The sequence below is a fragment of the Streptococcus sp. CCUG 71758 genome (assembly GCF_011714815.1).
Classification (GTDB): domain Bacteria; phylum Bacillota; class Bacilli; order Lactobacillales; family Streptococcaceae; genus Streptococcus; species Streptococcus halitosis.
In genome coordinates, this window is sequence record NZ_RXXO01000003.1 from 79,247 (window position 1) to 95,241 (window position 15,995).

The 15,995-nt window shown below is 41.3% G+C and carries 19 protein-coding genes, 1 tRNA gene and 1 other RNA gene; 5 read left to right on the plus strand and 16 right to left on the minus strand.

Translation table 11 applies throughout. The annotated features are described in order from the left end of the window. Positions 1 to 116: 116 nt before the first annotated feature. From EKB01_RS06850 to EKB01_RS06860, 3 genes are read right to left on the minus strand one after another with little or no spacing between them, the layout of a single operon-like run. Positions 117 to 2,072, minus strand: coding sequence for a fructose-specific PTS transporter subunit EIIC (locus EKB01_RS06850; protein ID WP_167266255.1), 1,956 nt, complete (start codon positions 2,070 to 2,072; stop codon positions 117 to 119). Next, the gene (pfkB, locus tag EKB01_RS06855) at positions 2,069 to 2,980 is read right to left on the minus strand and encodes a 1-phosphofructokinase (protein WP_167266258.1); all 912 of its coding nucleotides are present in this window, start codon (positions 2,978 to 2,980) and stop codon (positions 2,069 to 2,071) included. The genes EKB01_RS06850 and pfkB overlap by 4 nt, the downstream gene beginning before the upstream one ends. Then, positions 2,977 to 3,717, minus strand: coding sequence for a DeoR/GlpR family DNA-binding transcription regulator (locus EKB01_RS06860; RefSeq protein ID WP_167266260.1), 741 nt, complete (start codon positions 3,715 to 3,717; stop codon positions 2,977 to 2,979). Before EKB01_RS06860 ends, pfkB begins: the two co-directional genes overlap by 4 nt. A 161-nt stretch (positions 3,718 to 3,878) precedes the next feature. Between EKB01_RS06860 and EKB01_RS06865 the strand changes: the two genes are divergently transcribed. Further along, positions 3,879 to 3,966: transfer RNA gene (locus EKB01_RS06865), tRNA-Ser, on the plus strand. A gap of 152 nt (positions 3,967 to 4,118) precedes the next feature. Here EKB01_RS06865 and ssrA read toward each other — a convergent pair. The 6 genes from ssrA to EKB01_RS06895 all read right to left on the minus strand — a co-directional run bounded on the left by ssrA (position 4,119) and on the right by EKB01_RS06895 (position 8,668). Continuing rightward, positions 4,119 to 4,466: a transfer-messenger RNA gene (gene ssrA, locus EKB01_RS06870) on the minus strand. Between the two features lie 60 nt (positions 4,467 to 4,526). Next, entirely contained in the window at positions 4,527 to 5,162 is a 636-nt protein-coding gene (locus EKB01_RS06875) for an SGNH/GDSL hydrolase family protein (RefSeq protein WP_007521468.1), read from the minus strand. A gap of 1 nt (position 5,163) precedes the next feature. After that, entirely contained in the window at positions 5,164 to 5,988 is an 825-nt protein-coding gene (locus EKB01_RS06880) for an HAD family hydrolase (protein ID WP_000593352.1), read from the minus strand. A 278-nt stretch (positions 5,989 to 6,266) separates the two neighbouring features. Further along, complete coding sequence (locus EKB01_RS06885; RefSeq protein WP_001100687.1) at positions 6,267 to 6,776, minus strand: hypothetical protein; 510 nt, start codon at positions 6,774 to 6,776, stop codon at positions 6,267 to 6,269. A gap of 56 nt (positions 6,777 to 6,832) precedes the next feature. Next, on the minus strand, positions 6,833 to 7,099 hold the full coding sequence (locus EKB01_RS06890) for a hypothetical protein (RefSeq protein WP_000570834.1): 267 nt from the start codon (positions 7,097 to 7,099) through the stop codon (positions 6,833 to 6,835). Positions 7,100 to 7,348: 249 nt separating this feature from the next. After that, complete coding sequence (locus tag EKB01_RS06895) at positions 7,349 to 8,668, minus strand: CapA family protein (RefSeq protein ID WP_167266263.1); 1,320 nt, start codon at positions 8,666 to 8,668, stop codon at positions 7,349 to 7,351. Between the two features lie 155 nt (positions 8,669 to 8,823). On the opposite strand from EKB01_RS06895, the gene def reads away from it, so the two are divergent. Beyond that, positions 8,824 to 9,435 carry a peptide deformylase gene (gene def / locus EKB01_RS06900; protein ID WP_001272963.1) on the plus strand — a complete coding sequence of 204 codons (612 nt, stop codon included), beginning with the start codon at positions 8,824 to 8,826 and terminating at the stop codon, positions 9,433 to 9,435. 44 nt (positions 9,436 to 9,479) lie between these two features. Then, positions 9,480 to 10,208, plus strand: coding sequence for a 23S rRNA (guanosine(2251)-2'-O)-methyltransferase RlmB (rlmB, locus tag EKB01_RS06905; protein WP_007521462.1), 729 nt, complete (start codon positions 9,480 to 9,482; stop codon positions 10,206 to 10,208). Between the two features lie 191 nt (positions 10,209 to 10,399). Here the strand turns inward: rlmB and trxB are convergent, their stop codons facing one another. The 7 genes from trxB to EKB01_RS06940 all read right to left on the minus strand — a co-directional run bounded on the left by trxB (position 10,400) and on the right by EKB01_RS06940 (position 14,754). Further along, positions 10,400 to 11,311 (minus strand): thioredoxin-disulfide reductase, encoded by a 912-nt coding sequence (gene trxB, locus EKB01_RS06910; RefSeq protein ID WP_000272337.1) that lies wholly within the window; start codon positions 11,309 to 11,311, stop codon positions 10,400 to 10,402. Between the two features lie 65 nt (positions 11,312 to 11,376). Beyond that, complete coding sequence (locus tag EKB01_RS06915; protein WP_000926603.1) at positions 11,377 to 11,601, minus strand: DUF4059 family protein; 225 nt, start codon at positions 11,599 to 11,601, stop codon at positions 11,377 to 11,379. A 77-nt stretch (positions 11,602 to 11,678) separates the two neighbouring features. Then, complete coding sequence (locus tag EKB01_RS06920; RefSeq protein ID WP_000590976.1) at positions 11,679 to 12,422, minus strand: amino acid ABC transporter ATP-binding protein; 744 nt, start codon at positions 12,420 to 12,422, stop codon at positions 11,679 to 11,681. Beyond that, positions 12,422 to 13,222 (minus strand): amino acid ABC transporter permease, encoded by an 801-nt coding sequence (locus EKB01_RS06925; RefSeq protein WP_000219161.1) that lies wholly within the window; start codon positions 13,220 to 13,222, stop codon positions 12,422 to 12,424. Before EKB01_RS06925 ends, EKB01_RS06920 begins: the two co-directional genes overlap by 1 nt. Positions 13,223 to 13,378: 156 nt before the next feature. Then, entirely contained in the window at positions 13,379 to 13,735 is a 357-nt protein-coding gene (locus EKB01_RS06930) for an arsenate reductase family protein (protein ID WP_057488562.1), read from the minus strand. A 12-nt stretch (positions 13,736 to 13,747) separates the two neighbouring features. Beyond that, positions 13,748 to 14,263, minus strand: a complete 516-nt coding sequence (locus EKB01_RS06935) for a methylated-DNA--[protein]-cysteine S-methyltransferase (RefSeq protein ID WP_084851636.1) — start codon at positions 14,261 to 14,263, stop codon at positions 13,748 to 13,750. Continuing rightward, positions 14,260 to 14,754, minus strand: a complete 495-nt coding sequence (locus EKB01_RS06940; RefSeq protein WP_033584992.1) for a GNAT family N-acetyltransferase — start codon at positions 14,752 to 14,754, stop codon at positions 14,260 to 14,262. The genes EKB01_RS06935 and EKB01_RS06940 overlap by 4 nt, the downstream gene beginning before the upstream one ends. A 134-nt stretch (positions 14,755 to 14,888) precedes the next feature. Between EKB01_RS06940 and EKB01_RS06945 the strand changes: the two genes are divergently transcribed. After that, the gene (locus EKB01_RS06945) at positions 14,889 to 15,335 is read left to right on the plus strand and encodes a DUF1836 domain-containing protein (RefSeq protein ID WP_001087578.1); all 447 of its coding nucleotides are present in this window, start codon (positions 14,889 to 14,891) and stop codon (positions 15,333 to 15,335) included. Then, complete coding sequence (locus EKB01_RS06950; RefSeq protein ID WP_001097972.1) at positions 15,332 to 15,979, plus strand: hemolysin III family protein; 648 nt, start codon at positions 15,332 to 15,334, stop codon at positions 15,977 to 15,979. The genes EKB01_RS06945 and EKB01_RS06950 overlap by 4 nt, the downstream gene beginning before the upstream one ends. Positions 15,980 to 15,995 lie beyond the last annotated feature (16 nt).

Below are 15,995 nucleotides of genomic sequence, written 5' to 3' on the forward strand. Positions count from 1 at the left end.
TCATTTAAATTCTCTAAGATTTACCTCTATTATATCACTTTAAAGACCGTTCTCCCTAACTCCATCATCAAAAAATGACTGCCCACTTTCGTGTTCAGTCATTTGAGTATTTATGATTATTTTTCTAATGGTTTACGTAGGTAACCATAAACCACACCACTTACAATTGCGCCAACCAAGACACAGGCAAGGTAGAGAAGGGCATTTGAAGTGAGGGCGATAACGAAGATTCCTCCGTGTGGCGCCATGAGTTTAATTCCAGCAAGACCAACGAGTCCGCCTGCTACTGCAGAACCAAAGATGAAGCTTGGGATAGCACGAGCTGGGTCAGCGGCACCAAATGGAATCGCTCCCTCAGTGATAAATGACAAGCCCATGATGATGTTTGTCAAACCAGAGTTGCGTTCTTCCTTGGTGAATTTATCTTTGAAAAGAAGGGTTGCGACAAAGATAGCAAGTGGTGGCACCATTCCTCCAGCCATAACTGCTGCCATGGCTACAGAACCACCTGAAGAAACAGTTGCTGCAAGCGTACCTGTACCAAAGACATAGGCCGCTTTATTAACTGGACCACCCATATCAACAGCCATCATTCCACCAAGAACGATACCAAGAAGGACAGCTGAACCGCCTCCAAGACCGCCTAAGAAGTCATTCATCGCAGTGTTGATTGCTGCCATCGGGATGTTAACAGCTAGCATGACAAATCCTGTTAAGATTGTTCCAAGAAGTGGCAAGAGAAGGATTGATTTAGCACCTTCAAGTGAACGAGGAACTTTAACGTATTTCTTGATAGCAAGAACTAAAGCACCTGCGATAAATCCACCAACAAGGGCACCTAGGAAACCGGATGAGACACCTGCAAGAGTTGAAGTTGCTTCACCACCTGCTGCATAAGGGATTTTACCAAAGGCAAAACCTTCTTTGGCAATTGCACCAGCCACAAAACCAGCTACCAAACCTGGTTTTTCAGCGATAGAGTAGGCTACATAACCAGCAAAGACTGGGAGCATCAAGCCAAAGGCTGCACCACCGATTTTCATGAACATGGAAGCTAGCTCATGGTAGGATCCGAGATTGCCAAGACTATCCTGTGGCACACCCAAAGCGCCATCGATCAAGAAGGCAAGGGCAATCATGATACCACCACCAATAACGAATGGCAACATTTGTGATACACCACTCATCAAGTGTTTGTAGAAGGCACCACCGATACTTTGTTTTTCATTAGATGCTGTTGCAGCTTTTGCTCCATTAGCAGCACGGTAGACTTCAGCATCTCCTGAAAGAGCCAAGTTAATCAATTCTTCAGTCTTACGGATACCGTCTGCAACCGGGCGATTGATCAATGGTTTGCCATCAAAACGATCCATTTCTACTGCCTTATCTGCAGCGATGATAACAGCTTTAGCCTTGCGAATGTCTTCTGCAGTTAGTTGATTACCAACACCGCTAGCACCATTGATTTCAACCTTGATCCCAACACCCATTTCAGCAGCCACTTTTTGAAGGGCTTCTTGGGCCATGTAAGTATGAGCAATACCTGTTGTACAAGCTGTAACAGCAACGATAAAGTCACCAGATTCATTGGCAGGTGCTTGAACAGGTTTCTCAGCTTTTTCTGAAGCTTGGTTAAATAGTTCGATAACTTGATCTGCAGATGTTACTTGGCGAAGTTTGTCAGCGAAACCATCTTTCATCAAGTATTGAGACAATTCTGCCAAGGCTGCCAAGTGAGTGTCATTGGCACCTTCTGGAGCTGCAATCATAAAGAAGAGGTCTGTTGGTTGCCCATCCAAGCTCTCATAGTCAACACCCTTGTTTGACTTAGCAAAGAGAACTGTTGCTTCTTTGACAGCAGAGTTTTTGCTGTGTGGCATAGCGATTCCGTCACCCAAACCAGTGGAAGTTAGAGCTTCACGCGCTAAGATCCCTTCTTTAAAGGTTTCAAAATCCGTCACATAACCGTGATCTACCAAACTTTTAATCATTTCTTCAATGACAGCTGTTTTTTCAGTTGCCTGCAAATCCAGCAACATAACATCTTTTCTCAATAAGTCTTGAATTTTCATCGTTTTTCTACCTCAACTTTTTCATATGTTTCTTTAATAAAGTCCGCTGTTGCCAAGTCATCCGAGAAGGTAGTTGCTGTCCCACAAGCCACTCCCCATTTGAAGGCCTCTACTGCATCTTTTGATTTGACAAATTCACCGGTAAATCCAGCAACCATAGAGTCACCAGCACCAACTGAATTTTTTACTGTCCCTTTGATTGGTTTAGCGAAGTATGCTCCCTCAGATGTTACAAGGAGGGCACCGTCCCCAGCCATAGAGATGATAACATTTTGAGCACCTTTAGCCAACAATTCTCGAGCATATTTCTCGATTTCATCTAAACTTTCAAGTTTCACTCCAAAGATAGCTCCAAGTTCGTGATTGTTTGGTTTAACCAAAAGTGGCTGGTAGTCCAAACTATCAATCAAGGTCTGTCCTTCAAAGTCACAAACCACTTGGGCACCAGTCTTGCGTGTCAATGCAATCAAATCCTTATAGATAACATTGCCTAGGTTCTTAGCACTCGAACCCGCAAACACAACCGTATCTTCTGTAGTCAAACTAGATAAAATAGCTTTCAACTCTTCTAGCTGGGCTGGTTCAACAGTTGGACCCCTTCCGTTGATTTCTGTTTCTTGGTCTGCTTTAATCTTGACATTGATACGAGTATCTTCTGCTACTTGGACAAAACGAGTTTCGATTTCCTCTTCTGCAAGGGTATCTGTGATAAATTTACCAGTAAAGCCTCCGATAAATCCCGTCGCTGTATTAGGAATATCCAAGCGTTTCAAGACACGACTGACATTGATTCCTTTTCCACCAGCAAACTTATCATCACTGTCCATACGATTGACACTACCGACTTGAACTTGGTCCAAGCGCACGATATAGTCAATGGATGGATTGAGTGTGACTGTATAAATCATACTTCTATTACCTCCGTTTTCTTCTTAATAGCCTGCAAGAGCTCATGCCCTTGACTTGTGATGACAATAGCGCGTGTAAGTGGTGCTACCTTGGCAAAGCAAGTTTGTCCAATCTTTGACGAATCGACCAAAACATAGGTTTGTTTGGCATTCTCAAAAATAGCACGTTTCACGGCTCCCTCCTCCATATCAGGAGTCGTATAATAACCATCGTCTACACCATTCATCCCGATAAAGGCACGGTCAAAGTGCAATTGATTGATTTGGTTAAGAGCAACACCACCGATACATGCATCTGTTGCCATCTTGACACTTCCTCCAACCATGACAGTTGGAATCTGTTTTTCAACCAACTGTACCGCATGATGAATGGAGTTGGTCACAACTGTAATATTCTTATTAACCAATTCCTTGATTAAAAAAGCAGTTGTCGTTCCAGCATCAATAAAGATAACATCTTGTTCCTTAATAAGAGAGGCTGCTTTTTGAGCCAGTAGCTTCTTCTCTTGAAGGTTTTTGACAGATTTTTCTTGGATGGTTTCTTCTTCCTGCAAGGAGTGGGGCAATTCTGCTCCACCATGCACACGGCGAAGCTTGTTTTCAGCCTCCAACTCATCCAAATCTCTTCGTACTGTCGATTCTGATGTTTCTAATAGATTAACCAATTTTTCTAGGGAAACTACATGATGTTGATTTAACTCCTCTAAAATCAGTTGCTTCCGCTCAGTTTTTAACACCAAATCACCTCCTGTTATCGTTTACACTATTCATTCTAGCACAATTTCTATCAAAGTCAAGCATTTTTTATCATTTTCTTTCAAATTCTATCATTTTTCTTATTTCCAAAATTTTTATTGCAAGATAAGTGGCTTTATGGTAGACTATTTGAGTAAGTATTGGAAGATTACTCAAGAGGCTTAAGAGGCCGTGTTGGAAACGCGGTAGGCGTGTAACAGCGTGCGTGGGTTCGAATCCCATGTCTTCCGTAGAAAAGCAAAATTATTTTTTAGATACAACAATGTTGTATCTTTTTTTGTATCCTTTTTTAGCAAAAGAATACCAAGGAATACCAAAGACAAAAATAAAAAACGTTGATTTAACAACGTTTTACCAAGGAATGCAATAGAATGCAAAGGAATAATGGAGCCGGTGGGAGTCGAACCCACGTCCAAACACCTGCCAACATATTTGTCTACAACCATAGGTTATGTATTGTTTTAACAGTCCCTCGACACATAACTCAAGCCTAGGAACTGCGAGTCTATTAATCTCTTATCAAACCACTAGACAAGGCTTAATCGTATCTCGCTAATCATAAGACCTGTCATTGAACACGAGCAATCCAAATCGGGTCACGCCTGCTGGTTTTTAGGCAGCTAGAGCGTAAGAAGTGTTATTTTTTGCAGTTATATTTAACTGAGCGTTTACGTCGCCACACGGGTTGCAAAATATGCCTCATAATGCCTGTCGAATCCGTAACGACCCCAAAAGACGATAGAACCATTATAACCTATCTTCATGAAAAATGCAAAATCAAGCCACCTCTTTAGAAAAGAACCCCTTTTAAGGCTTCCGATAAGACTTGATAACCGGCTACACTTAGATGGAGGCCATCTGTTGTATAGTCTTTTTTGAGTTGTCCTTCTGTATCTGTCAAACTATCATAAACAGGCACAAAATCTACTTGCATATAAGCGGATGCTAGAGCCTCATAGGCTTGATTCCATTCTCTAATCTTTTCATTGGTTCGGATATAAACGGTCTGCTTGTATTTCTCTCCCTCATTGACTGGCAAAATGGAAAGGAGCTTTATTTGTGATAGCGGATAATCTCGGGCAATCGATTGGATTACACGCTCGAGATTATCCAAGGCTTCATTCATGGGAATATCTTTTCCAATATCATTTGTCCCAATTAGGAGAACAATTTGATCGACAGCATCACCATACAGATGGGCATCCAGATTCTCTAATAAAAGTCTCGTCTGGTATCCTCGGATGCCACGATTGACAATCGTCTTGGCCGTCCCAAACAACTCTTGCAGAGGGTAATATTCCACAATCGAATCACCAATAAAGATGATATCTGGCTCTAGGACAGAAATTTGATTCAATCCACGATACTTGGCTTGAATTTTTTCCTGCTCTTTTAGGAGCCAATTCTCTAATAACTGTACTGCCACCCTATCCCTCTTTCTCTAACCAATTCTCTAGAACTTGATAAACGCCCGCCTGGCTGTTAGCTGGTGCTAGGGCAGTCGCAACTGCCTTGACATTATCATCTGCATTTTCCATCGCATAGGCAATTCCAGCCAGCTCTAACATTTCGACATCATTTTCACTGTCACCAAAAGCCATGACTTGTTCCGATTGCAAATTCCAGCGCTTGAGTAATTCTTCCAATCCCCAAGCCTTGTGAACACCAGCCTGTAGGATATCGATACAACCATAACCACTGGAAACAGCTCTTACATGCCCATTAAAGAGGTCATTGATTTCCCGCAAAACAGAACTTGATCGTTCTTCACCAACGACCATGCTCATTTTAAGCACTCCACCAAAGAGATCCGATCTGAGCTCTTCAACAAAGTTTGTATGCCGATAGAGTTTTTCAATCATCTCAGGAGTCATAAATTTATCAAGTTCTGTAAAAACAGTTCCTTTCTTGACAAAACTCCCATTCATACTGGTAACGACGAACTGATCTCGACACTCTCTCCCTTTAAAATGAAGGAGAGCCTTGTCAACCATAGCATCATCCCAGGTCTGAGCTTGAAGTAATGTATCATACTCAAATATACGAGCGCCGTTAGCAACAACCAAGATCACTCGACTCGCCAAGTGTTCTAATAATTGCCTCATTCGATGAACCTCATTTCCCGTCGCAATGACAAAACGGATACCTCGTTCATCTAATTGGTCTAAAATCTTTTCTAAACGTGGCAAGTCCAGTTGCCCTCTTGGATCCAACAAGGTTCCATCCATATCTGTTGCAATGAGTTTTATCATACAATTAGCTCCTTTTTATTATTAGGGCTGTGCAAAGGGCATTTAGGGTGTGCATCTTTTAACGATTTAGGCAACCCCCATCATTTCTCATCTCTGTTAATCCTTTATATTATATCATAAAATGAATGTCTCATTCCATTCATAAAAACAGTCAGATCATATTTCTATGACCTGACCGTTTTTGAAGTGGACTTCTACTTTATCTTTTGTGTGTATGACCATTTTTTCCACTAATGTGTTGAAGAGTTTTTCATTAAATGCCGTGATCATGTATTGTTTTATAGATAAATCCTATTTCTCGAATCTCTCACTGCTGCTATTCCTTTAGTGAAATACTTATATTCTGTTTGTTGAGTGATAAATTCATCATCAAATTCAAAAGATTTTTCGCTTATATATTCATAAGTAATTAAAACAGCTTCTCCTGATTTTATTAATAAAGGAAATTTAGCATCATTGACATAATTATTCATAGAAGTATCAATTACATTGATTAATTTCTTATCTATAAATTTAACATTTTTACCTGTAAGAAACTTTTGATTCCCTTCCTTAGTTGTAAACTTTCCAAATCCACATTCTTTTATAATTATGGGAACATCACCCATGTTTTCCAATGTAATTACAAACTCCAGCATCTTCTTATCCAGATACTGAGAGAATGTACTACTTACTAATAATTTTCTTGATTTAGGTCTTAATATTTGCCATAAAGCTACAATAACGGCTCCAATTGTCCCTACAGCAGATAATGCTGTCCAAAATAATTCAGAACATATTACATTCATATATAAGCTACCTCCATGTGTATTGTAACTCTTATTATACTACTAAATACCTATTTCTAAAACCTATCAAACTCATCTAACCATTCATCAATGGTTGGAGGAATAGTTTTATCTGCGTGATACGCCATAATACATGCCACATTCTCAAAAATCTCTAAATCTTCAATCTCAAAACTTTGTTCGTTGACTTTAAATGATTTTTCTAGTTTAGCTAAATCTTTAAAAATATCACGCTTGAACTTGATACGATACAAACGTGGAATGGTAGCTGATGATTTGAACTTCACTTCTTTGTCGTTAACTGTTACTGTTTTTTCAATCATAAGCTACGTCCTAACGTGACGGTGTATTCGCAGCTTGTTCCTGTGGAAGATAAACTGCCTTATACCAATTCTTTTAACGTTTTAAATTTCATCTTCTGCGAATCAAATTATTTCATTCGCACCAAATTTCACCTTAACTCTAACTCTCTTTATTCCAAGGAATTTCTTGCTTCTATTGTATTATCCATTTAATCTCTATTTCTGTTGCAATTAATTTAATCGTCATCCTATCTCCTTTAGGGTGAGCACCTACCACTTCAATCCCACATGTTCATTCATTTCTTTATAGGCCGTGTCAATTCGTTCCTTGGTCGCCTCATCCAACTTGTCACGGTGACTGCCTCCCTCAATGAAGTCCTCTAGGATATAGGTCTGATAGAGGAAGAGCGGATAGCCTTCTGGAGAGTAAGTCCCTTTAGGTGTCCGATTGACCCAAGTAGGATGCGCTTTGGCAGTTTCAATCCTTGTCTTGCCATCTTTTTTCTTAATGGTCACATCCATGAGAACACCGCGCTCCGTCCACTTGGCATTTTCCTCATCTTGCATGGTTTCAATGCGCTGGTTTGAAAGGAAATTTCCCATGGAATAGATGATCAATTTTTTGTCACCATCCTTTTCAACGGTTTCAGCAGGTTCAACGACGTGAGGATGCCCTCCAAAAATAATATCAGCTCCCCAGTCAATCATCTTGTGGTACAGTGTTTTCTGTTCTTCCGTCGGTTCTAGCTGGTACTCAATTCCCATCTGAGGCATGATGACAGTAATATCCGCCTCTTGCTCAGCTCGTTCGATTTCCGCCTTCATCTTATCTTCATTCAGGTCAGAAAGATAGCGATTATAATCCTCTTGAGAGATATACTGCTCAATGCCATTAAAACCGTAAGAATAGGCTAGGAGAGCTACCTTGATACCATTGACTTCCTTGATAACTAGTGGAGCTTGGTCACGGGATTCATGTGTGTAGACTCCTATGGGTGTCATCCCTGCCTTTTCAATAGCTTCTGCTGTCGAAACCACTCCCTCAATTTGAGAATCCAAAATATGATTATGAGCTAAGTCTAGAACTTGGTAGCCTGCATCCTTGATCGCATCCATGACTTCTCCAGGTGCATTAAAGAGAGGATAACCTGCCAAGTAGTGGTCCTTGTTCACCGTTCCTTCAAAATCACCAAGCACTAAATCCGCTTGTTTGAGCCAGGGTTTTACATACTCAAAATTTTCATGGAAATCATAGGTTCCATCTTCTTTCAGAGCTGTTCGGTAGATAGGAATATGGTAGAGAAGGTCACCATTTGCCATGATACGAGCTGTCGTTTCGGCAGACTGATTTTCCTTAGACTGACTAGACGTCTGAGCAGAATCAACTGTTTGACCACTCGGACTTGTTCCCTTGTTCCCTTGTACTGCTTGGGTCAACAAGTTCAGCCCCATAGACAAGGAAACTGCAAGCAACAGCACCGTAATAAACTGGGCATTTGTCCAAGATTTATAATTCCTAAAGAAACCAATACTACTCTTCAACAATCCAAAAATAGGACCATGAGACCGTCTATCTTGTCGCTTTTCCATCTTTATTCCCCCCTTGCTTTTACTGCAAGTCTTTTCTTTTATTATACCACAGACAAAAGAGGAATACCGTTTATTATATTATTTTTTAGGAACTTCTGTTACTTTCTTTCTCGCCTATTTTGTGTTATCATGTAGAGGTAATGAAAGGAGAGAAAATGTCTGCTATAGAACGTATTACAAAAGCTGCTCATTTAATTAATATGAACGATATTATCCGTGAGGGGAACCCAACTTTACGCGCGGTTGCTGAGGAGGTCACTTTCCCACTGTCTGACCAGGAAATCATCCTTGGAGAAAAGATGATGCAATTCCTCAAAAATTCTCAGGATCCTGTTATGGCTGAAAAGATGGGACTCCGCGGTGGGGTTGGATTGGCCGCTCCTCAGTTAGATATCTCAAAACGCATTATCGCTGTTTTAGTGCCAAATATTGTGGAAGAAGGTGAAACTCCTCAGGAAGCCTACGACCTGCAAGCTGTTATGTACAATCCCAAAATCGTCTCTCACTCTGTTCAGGACGCCGCCCTCGGTGAAGGAGAAGGGTGCCTATCTGTCGACCGTGTAGTTCCCGGCTATGTTGTTCGTCATGCTCGCGTCACTGTTGATTACTTTGACAAGGACGGAGAAAAACACCGTATCAAGCTCAAAGGATACAACTCTATCGTTGTCCAACATGAAATTGACCACATCAACGGAATCATGTTCTACGATCGTATCAATGAGAAAGACCCATTTGCTATCAAAGATGGACTCCTCATCCTCGAATAAAGAAAATCCCGTTGCAAGACGGGGTTTTGTGTTATAATAAAGGCATGAAAACAAATGATATTGTCTATGGCGTCCACGCCGTTACCGAAGCCCTCCTTGCAAATACAGGAAACAAACTCTACCTCCAAGATGATCTCCGAGGTAAGAATGTTGAGAAAGTAAAGGAACTGGCTGCTGAGAAAAAGGTCTCCATCTCTTGGACCTCAAAAAAATCCCTCTCTGAAATGACCGAAGGCGCTGTCCATCAAGGATTTGTCCTTCGAGTTTCTGAATTTGCCTATAGCGAGCTGGATCACATCCTTGCAAAAATACGCCAAGAAGAAAATCCTTTGCTATTGATTCTGGACGGGTTAACTGACCCTCACAACTTAGGTTCTATCTTGAGAACTGCTGATGCAACCAACGTTTCAGGAGTCATCATTCCTAAGCACAGAGCTGTCGGTGTAACTCCAGTCGTTGCCAAAACGGCTACTGGAGCTATTGAGCACGTACCGATTGCTCGAGTGACTAACCTTAGTCAAACCTTAGATAAGCTCAAGGACGAAGGCTTCTGGACCTTTGGAACGGATATGAACGGTACCCCTTGCCACAAGTGGAATACAAAAGGGAAAATCGCCCTCATCATCGGAAATGAAGGAAAAGGCATCTCGAGCAACATCAAAAAACAGGTTGATGAGATGATTACCATTCCCATGAATGGACATGTTCAAAGCCTCAATGCCAGTGTTGCTGCAGCCATTCTCATGTACGAAGTTTTCCGAAATAGACTATAAAAAAAGTTTCCAGTCATCTGATTGGAAACTTTTTTATGATTATACTCAATGAAAATCAAAGAGCAAACTAGGAAGCTAGCTTAAGACAGCTCAAAGCACTGCTTTGAGGTTGTGGATAGAACTGACGAAGTCAGTACCCATACCTACGGCAAGGCGAAGCTGACGTGGTTTGAAGAGATTTTCGAAGTGTATTAACTATGTTCTGTAATAAATTTGTAAGCTTCTTGACCAGCGATAGCCCCATCTCCAACTGCTGTTGTTACTTGGCGAAGGTCTTTCTGGCGAACATCTCCAACCGCAAAGATACCGTCAACGGCAGTTTTCATGTGGTTATCTGTCACAATCCAGCCAGCCTGATCTTGAATATTCAAATCTTTGACAAAATCGCTAACGGGATCCAAACCAACATAGATAAAGACACCACCAAAGGCTTGCTCTGTTATTTGACCTGTTTTTACATTTTCAAATACGACAGATTCTACTCGGTTTTCACCTTTGATTTCCTTGACGACAGAGTCCCAGATAAAGTTGACTTTCTCATTAGCAAAGGCACGGTCTTGCAACACCTTTTGGGCACGAAGTTGGTCGCGACGGTGAACAATGGTAACAGTCTTGGCAAAGCGAGTCAAGAAGAGGGCTTCTTCTACCGCTGAATCTCCACCACCGACTACGAGCAAGTCTTGGTCACGGAAGAAAGCTCCATCACAGACTGCACAGTAAGAAACACCACGACTGTTCAGTTCTTCTTCTCCGGGAACTCCCAAAAGACGGTGTTTTGACCCAGTTGCCACGATGACAGTACGGGTTTCGTAAACTTGATCATCAGTGATTACCTTCTTATAGTCACCCTTGTCTTCAATATTTTCAACATAGCCATAAAGATGCTCTACTCCAAGGTTTTCAAGTGGTTCAAACATCTTTTCAGCCAATTCAGGTCCACTGATATTGGCATAACCTGGATAGTTTTCGATATCAGATGTGTTATTCATTTGCCCGCCTGGCAGACCACCTTCAATCAAGCCTACTTTCAGATTGCTTCGAGCAGCATATAAGGCAGCGGTCATTCCCGCAGGTCCAGCACCGATAATAATCGTATCGTACATTTCGATTCCTTCTTTCTTGTTGTAACTATCTTTATTCTAACTTATTCTTGCTAGTCACGCAAGGATTATGCCTTGAAAACCAAGAGCAAACTCATGACGGCAAAGGATAACACCGGAACGACCAAAACTCCAATCATAATCATATCATAGAGATGAGCTTGACGAGCCTTGGCTGTCTTGTCCACACCAGACATGGCTCTCAATCCAATCCAAATCCCCAGAAAAATCACGACAAGGATGGTCGTTAAGATCAAACTCTCGAAATATAAAGAAAACAGTTGCAGCAGCATGATCTCTCTCGTTTCTATCTTTTTTAAAGAGTAAACTCAGCTAGTCCAACTAACTGAGTTTTCCTTTTTCTATTATATCAAATATAAGTCCGTTTGTAACTAGCGAAGAATTCTTTTGTCCGTTCTTCTTTTGGATGATTGATGATTTCATCCGGTGTGCCAGACTCGATGATTTTCCCTTTATCTAGGAATAAAACCTTATCTGCCACTTGGGTTACAAAAGACATATCGTGACTGACCAAAATCATGGTCTGACCTGACTTGGCAGCGTCTGCAATAGACTTTTCTACTTCACCGACCAACTCTGGGTCAAGGGCTGAAGTGGGCTCATCCAAGAGCAAGACATCTGGTTTCATAGCAAGCGCACGCGCGAGGGCAACCCGTTGCTTTTGTCCACCTGATAAGTGGCGAGGGTAATGGTTTTCACGGTCAGAAAGACCAACTTTAGCCAACTCTTCCTTGGCGATTTTTGTTGCTTCCTCATCCGATAATTTCTTGACAACAACCAAACCTTCCTTAACATTGTCAAGAGCAGTTCGGCGTTCAAACAAATTAAACTGTTGGAAAACCATAGACAACTTGCGACGAAGGGTTAGGATTTCTTCTTGGCTAATCTGAGAAAAATCAACTTTAAAATTGTCAATCTGAATCGTTCCACTATCTGGAGTTTCAAGATAGTTCAAACTACGAAGAAAGGTTGATTTCCCAGCTCCAGATGAACCAATCAAGGCCACTACCTCCCCTTTTTGGATATCCAAGTCCAGATGATCCAAGACAGTTTGTCCTGAAAAGGATTTGCTTAAATTCGAAATCTTAATCATTAACGAAGGTCTCCTTTCACATCTGTTTGCACTGTATCAGGTGCAGAAATAGCCATTTTTCTCTCGATGAAACGACCGAGGCTTTCAATTCCGATATTGACTACCCAATAAACAAGGGCTACGGAGATGAAACGCTCAAAGTAACGATAATCTGCTCCACCCAAAATCTGAGCTTGAGCAAAAACTTCGACAACACCCGCACTAAAGGCTAGAGAAGTTCCCTTGGTCAAACCGATAAGAGAGTTAATCAAAGTCGGTGTCGCTACCACCGCCGCATTTGGAATAATCACGCGACGATAAACTTGAGCACGAGTCATACCCAGACTACGCGCCGCCTCAATTTCACCTGGATTAACAGAAAGGATGGCTGCACGAATCGTTTCACTTGCATAAGCCGCCTCATTAAAAGCAAAGGCCACAATCGCAAAAAGCGCTGCTGGAATCGCATTGATATTGAAACCAGTGCCCCATTGTTGGTTGATAGCTTTCAGTGCCAAAGGAATTCCGTAGTAGGTCAACATAAGTTGAACTAGGATTGGAGTACCTTTTAAGAAGCTAACGAAAAAGGCCTGCAAGGGATATAGAATTTTAACACGATTGATCTTAACAATGGCAAAAATCAAGGCAAGTAGCAAACCAAAGAGTGCACCTCCAAGTGTCAACATCAAGGTTGTAGGCAGTTGTTGGACAATCCTTGGAATTCCATCAAAGACCGAACGCAAACTAAAGAGTTTACCATCCGGAATGAGTTGCATCAAACTTTGGTACCAATCTGATGCTAAAAATGTTGTAACAGTCATAAAAACATCCTCTCCTGATAATGATTCATTCTATCATACTTCTGCTCGCAAGCAAATTATTTGCTACGGGCTACTCAGACTTTGTCTATCTTCTAGTTTATCACACTTTAAAACAGGGAGGCTATATATTTTACCTATCAAGGAGATAAATAAAAACTATCTCAAACCTAAGTTCTCATAGGGTTTTCTATAGCCGATTTGTTTAACAGCACCATTCTCCACCAAAATTGGACGTTTCAATAACATACCATCACTCGCTAGAAGCTTGGCTGCTTCTTGTTTTGACAAACTTCCCACCTTATCTTTTAGGCCCAGTTCGCGGTATTTGATCCCGCTAGTATTGAAAAATTGTTTCACTTCAAAACCGGAAGTTTCCAACCACTTCAAAATCACGTCTTCACTTGGTGTTTCTTCTACGATGTGGACAGCTTTGTAGTCCAGTCCAAGTTGATCCAATTCATTTTTTGCTTTCTTACAAGTTGAACATTTTGGGTATTCGATAAATTCTAACATCTTCTTTTCTTTCTATTTTTTATTTTCTTGAAATGCTGCACCTTCATGTTGCAAGAGCCAGGCTTTCTTTTCGACTCCAGATGCATAGCCTGTCAAGCGATTGCCTGACCCCAGCACCCGATGACAGGGAACAAGTATGGACCAAGGATTGCGCCCCACTGCTCCTCCAATCGCTTGAGCAGAAGCCACTTGCAGGTCTTGAGCTATTTGTCCGTAAGTTACTGTTTGACCATAAGGAATGGCCTGTAAGTAATCCCAAACCCGCTTTTCAAAATCTGTTCCAATGGGAGCTAAAGGTAAGTCAGATAGATCCTGAACACTGCCTTCGAAATAGGTATCTAAATAGGAAATAACTTGCTCTAATACAGGATGGCTAGCAACTTCTTCTATCGTTTCATCTCCTAATCCCCTCTCAAAATGAGTTTGGTCCTGTACCCAAATTCCATACAAATATTGCTCGTCAGCAACTAAGGATAAAGTTCCAATTGGCGACGGGTAGAGCATCTTTGCGTACTTTTTCTGCTTCATTTTTTTAATTTCTGATAGGCCAAACGTTCCCCATCAACTGGAACCTTACCAACCTGTTGGAAGCCTAGCTTTTCAAAGATATGCTGCATGGCCTTGTTTTCTGCATGCGTATCTGAGCGAAAATCTAGATAATCAAAACCTTCAATCAAGCCTTCTAGGAAAGTCTGAGCAACACCTTGTCCTTGGACATCTGCTGCCACAGCGATACGGTGAAAGACCAGATATTCTGATTCTTCCCCCTGCCAACTTCCTTCATAAATGGCTTCATAGGCTTCCTCTGGACTCTTGGTTACAGTAGCATAAGCTAGCAGTTCTCCTTCTTCCAAGGCCACATAGGCTTGGCCTGAGATGATATCATCAATAATGATATCTGCATTTGGATAGCCATTTTGCCACTGGTCGCTACCAGACTTTGCTAAGCACTTTTTGGCATCCTCCATCACCTGCATAATCGCATCCACTTCGTTTGGGAAAGCTAAACGAATCTCCATCTTTTCCCCTCATTTCTAACTATTTTCTCTCATCATAGCATAATTTAAAGCTTTCTACAAGCAGTTGAAACTTGACTTTTGTTTTTTATTATTTTATAATCTAGTTATCGAAACTAGATAAAAAGGAGTTGGAAATGAATTCTAACTTTTCCTACCCAAAATGGGAAGACATTCCAAACATTGACCTCTATCTGGATCAGGTTTTACTTTATGTCAATCAGGTCTGTGCCCCTATCTCTCCAGATAAGGACAAGGGACTAACAGCATCTATGGTCAATAACTATGTCAAACATGGTTACCTGACAAAGCCAGACAAGAAAAAATACCAACGCAAACAGATCGCCCGTTTGATTGCCATCACCACTCTCAAGTCTGTCTTTTCGATCCAAGAAATTGCTCAGACCCTTAATACTCTGCAAACTCAAGCGAGCTCAGACCAGCTCTACGATGCTTTTGTAGACTACATGAACCATGGGATTGATCCAGAAAATCCTATTATCCAAACTAGCTGTCAAACGGTTAAACTCTATCATCAAACTCTAGACTTAATCCTTATCAAAGAAGAGGAGGAAATCCAATGAATACCAGTCTAAAACTCAGTAAAAAACTCAGTTTTGGAGAGGAAATTGCTAATAGCGTGACCCATGCTGTGGGTGCCGTTATCATGCTCATCCTACTCCCCATTTCATCCACCTATAGTTATGAAGCACACGGATTTTTATCATCCTTTGGCGTTTCTATCTTTGTTATCAGTCTCTTTCTCATGTTCCTCTCGTCAACCATTTACCACTCTATGGCCTATGGTTCGACCCACAAATACGTCTTGCGAATCATCGACCATTCTATGATTTACGTGGCTATCGCGGGCTCTTATACGCCGGTCGTATTGACTTTGATGAATAACTGGTTTGGCTATCTGATCATTGCCATTCAGTGGGGAACGACCATCTTTGGCATCCTTTATAAAATCTTTGCTAAAAAGGTCAATGAGAAATTCAGCCTTGCCCTTTACCTGATCATGGGCTGGTTGGTTCTGGCTATCATTCCTGCCATTATCAGTCAAACAACACCAATTTTCTGGAGTCTCATGGTAACTGGTGGGCTCTGTTATACAGTTGGAGCTGGATTTTACGCTAAGAAAAAACCTTATTTCCACATGATTTGGCATCTCTTTATCCTAGCAGCATCTGCACTTCAGTACATCGCTATTGTTTATTACATGTAAAAAAGTTGAGAATCTT